The 3836-nt window shown below is 73.1% G+C and carries 2 protein-coding genes; both read right to left on the minus strand.

Features of this window, described 5'->3' with window-relative positions:
* Positions 1-92 precede the first annotated feature (92 nt).
* Positions 93-3116 carry an FxSxx-COOH system tetratricopeptide repeat protein gene (fxsT, locus tag ACRDP3_RS21505; protein WP_431518620.1) on the minus strand — a complete coding sequence of 1008 codons (3024 nt, stop codon included), beginning with the start codon at positions 3114-3116 and terminating at the stop codon, positions 93-95.
* 77 nt (positions 3117-3193) lie between these two features.
* Positions 3194-3836: aKG-HExxH-type peptide beta-hydroxylase (locus tag ACRDP3_RS21510; RefSeq protein ID WP_431518621.1), on the minus strand; the 643-nt coding region annotated here is incomplete at its 5' end.

Raw genomic sequence — 3836 nt, forward strand, 5'->3', positions numbered from 1 at the left:
CGGCTCCGAACCGGTCCCGAACGCGGACCGGCTCCGCCGGGTCTCCCGCCCGTCGTCCTCGTCGCCCTCCGTCGTGCGCGCGCGCGTTTCGTTCAGCCCAGGTAGGGCTCGAAGTCCCAGTACGGGCGGACCCGTTGGCGGGCGGAGAGGGTGTGGGGGTGCTGGGCGCCCAGGGACCGGGTCAGGCGTTGCAGGGCGTCCTCCTCCAGTTTGCCCGCCTCCGTACGCTCCCGGAGTGCCCGCAGATCGGCGGCCAGCGCGACCTGGCAGGAGAGGGTGAGGGGGTGGTCCTCGCCCAGCGCGCGCCGGGAGCGGCCCAGGGTGTCCCGGCTCAGCTCCGCGGCCTCCTCCAGCCGCCCGGTGAAGTTACGGCCGCTCGCGGCGTTCAGGGCGCAGCCCAGCGTCGTCGGGTGGTCGTCGCCGAGCAGGGTGCGCATGCCGACCAGTGCCTGCTCGAACATGTTCAGGGCGCCGTCCCGGTCGCCCTCGGCCTGGAGGACGAGTCCGGCGTTGGTCTGCATGGCGGTGGGGACGGGGTGTGCCTGGCCGAGCAGTTGGCGGTAGCCGTTCTCGGCCTCGGAGATCAGGTTCCGCGCCTGGACCAGGTCGCCCTCCCTGCGCAGCTGGTTGCCGTAGTCGGTGATCAGCGCGAGGGTGCTGAAGTGGCCGCGCCCGTAGATCTGTTCCTGCTGCTCCAGGACGCCGGCCAGGGCGGTGCGGGAGTCCCCTCCGGCCGTGCCGGCGCGGCGCTGGCACAGCAGCAGGTTGTGCCGGGCCCACAGCGTCTTGGGGTGCTGCGGGCCGAGCACCTGGACGTGCCGTCGCACGCTGAGCTCCTGGCGGGCCAGCGCCTCCTGGTAGCGGCCCATCAGCCGCAGGTCGCGGGCGCAGGCGTTGGCCGAGTTGAGCGTGTCGGGGTGGCGGTTGCGCAGCAGCGTCTCCCGCCTGCGGAGGGTGTCGAGGTCGACCTCGTACGCCTCGGTGTAACGGCCGAGCAGGCGGAGTCCGCCGCCGAGGTTGTGGTGCGCGAGCAGGGTGGTCCAGTCGTCGGGACCGAGCAGCCGGTGCGCGGTGGAGACGACCTCCCGCTGCTTCTGCAGGGCGTCCGCGTACTGGCCGAGGAAGCGCTGGTCGGAGGCGAGGCAGCTGGTGGCGGTCATCAGCGCCTCCTCGTCCGTCGTGGACGCGCCGCGCAGCAGCTCCAGCCGGGCGCTGTCCAGGTCGTACGCCTCACGGAACCGCCCGCCGGAGCGCAGGATGTTCCCCTGCAGGGTGGTGAGGGTGAGCATCGGCGGGGCGTCGGGCGGCAGGAACTCGGACCAGCGTTCACGGATCTGCTCCGCCAGTTCGGCCCCGGCCCGGTACTCGCCGCCGGCGTAGCAGTAGCGCAGGCAGTTCAGCAGCAGGTTCTGGGAGCGGGCCGCCTCGCTGGTGAGTGAGCCCGACGAGGCGAGATGCGGCAGCAGTTCCGCGTACCTGGGCCAGCTCCTGCTGTCCTGGGGGGTGCCCGGGTCGGCCTCGGCGAGGAGGTGGCGTACGACCTGCCGGTACCTGTCGCGGCCGTCGGACGCGGTCAGTTCGCGGACGATGCCGTGCACGACGCGGTGCATGTGCACGGACTCCTGCTCGGGCCCGCCGTCGCTGCCGGGGGCGCTTCTGCGGGAATCCCGGGTGAGTACCGAGTAGTTGACCAGGGAGTCCAGGGCCCGGGCCCAGCCGGGCCGGTCGGCGGTGATCCAGCGCAGGTCCTCGGGCAGGTCCGCCGCGGGCACCGCGCGCACCAGTCCCAGCGGGATGCGTCCCGGGGCGAAGACGGAGCAGAGCGTGAGCAGTTCGACCGTACGCGGCTCGCTCTGCCGGAGCTTGTTGATCAGTATCGACCAGGAGGTGAGTGAGGACTCGGGATAGTCGGCGGGCACCGAGTGGCCCTCGACGCCGCGCAGCCCGCCCTGCCGCACCATCCGCAGGTATTCGGCCGCGGGCATGCGCGACTCGCCCAGCCAGGCGGCGGCCTGCGCCATCTGCAGCGGCACGTCGTGGAACTCGGCGGCGACCTGATCGGCCTCGGCGGAAGTGACGTGCGGTGCGCGGCGCATCAGATAGCCGGTGGACTCGGCGCGCAGGAAGCCCGAGATGTCGACGATGTCCGTCTGGCCGCGCCAGGAGCGGTTGCGCGAGGTGATCAGCACATGGCCGGGCCCGCCCTGCGGGAGGTACTGTGCCGCCTCCTCGTTCTCCTCCCAGCCGTCGAAGACGAGCAGCCAGCGGCTGTACGGCTCACCCCGGCGCAGCGCGTCCCGCACGGCGCGGATGCGCTCACCCGGCTCCGAGCTCTCGGTCAGGCCGAGTTCGACGGCCAGTTCCCCGAACCGGTCGCGCTGGGTGTTGCGCTGGTCGGAGTTGATCCACCAGACGACGTCGTAGTCGGGGCTGAAGCGGTGCGCGTACTCGGCGGCCATCTGGGTCTTGCCGATGCCGGACATGCCGACCAGGGAACAGGCGGAGGCACCGTGCGCGGCGTCGGTCAGCCGCTGCTGCAGTTGGTTGAGAAGCTCGTCGCGGCCGGTGAACTGCCTGTTGCGGCGGGGCACTTCGCCCCATACCGCAACCGGGTCGTTGGGGAAGCGGGAGCCGGGGCCGGCGGGCAGCAGGCGCGGCGGCGAGGCGGGGGTGAGCCCGAGCCTGGCCAGCAGCCGCCGCTCTGCCTCCTCCTCCCCCACGCTCCACAGGTCGACCGGCTCCAGCACGGCGGTGGCGGGCAGCAGGGTGCGGTTGGTCAGGTTGACGGCGGCGAACCGGTCCGCGTGCCTGGCGACGAAGTCGCGCAGCACGGCGTTCCACTCGCCCTCGCGGCGCGGCCCCAGCTGGAAGAACCAGTCGCTGAGCACCAGCAGTACGCGTCCCCTGGCGAGCAGCAGATCGCCGAGCGCCTCCTCCAGGGGCTGCTCACGGGAGGGGTCCCAGCGCTGGAGGGTGGCACGGTGACCGTAGCTCTCCAGCCGGTGGGCGAGCCAGGTCGCCCACGAACGGTGGTAGCCGGGGAAGGCCACCACGAAATGCTGCGCAGCCTGCCCGGGGTCCCCGGAGACGCTGTTCCCGTCCGGCTGGTCGACCATGGGCGGGTTCTCCCTCGTTCGTCGGTGGCCGCGGGTCACCGGTTCGTTCGGTGGCTTTGCGGCGAGATTACCGTACGTCACCGCGCGGTGACGTGCCTTCGGCCAGTGAGTCCAGGCCCCGGCCCGGCCCCGCCGGGGCGGTCCCGCAGACTCGCGTGGTGCCGGGCCATGCCCCGGGTGAACTCGCGTCCGGCACCGGTGAGTTCGCCGGACTCGCGCAGCACCGCGAGGGCCTGGGCGACCTGTCCGCGGTACTCCTCGCGGCGGGCGCGGGCGGCGCTGCGGGCGGCTGGGGTCGCGCCCCTGCGAGCGGCCAGCCGGTGCCACAGGTCGGCGAGCGCCAGATGGGCGTACGTGCCCTGCAGCACGGCACTGAGCGGCCGCGGGTCGGCACGCCAGGCAACGGGGTACCGGGCGGCTCCGGAGGCGGCCCCGTCATCCTGGTGCAGGGGCGTCAGATCGGCGAGCACGGCGAGCTTGCTGTGCTGCACCTCGTGCACGAGTACGGCGGCCAGCTCCAGGGCGGTGCCGGGCAGTTGAGTGAGCACCCCGCAGGGCGCGGCGCCCAGCGTGGCACTGACCGTACGTCCCGGCGCACCGGCCAGCGGCACCACCGAACGCACCAGTGAGATCACCTCCGAGCCGCGGCCCGGATCGGCCGACTCCAGCAGGACCAGCGCCGCGTGCCAGCGCGCCGCCCAGATCCGCGCACGCCCGCCG

The organism is Streptomyces sp., assembly GCF_050698815.1.
Lineage (GTDB): Bacteria > Actinomycetota > Actinomycetes > Streptomycetales > Streptomycetaceae > Streptomyces.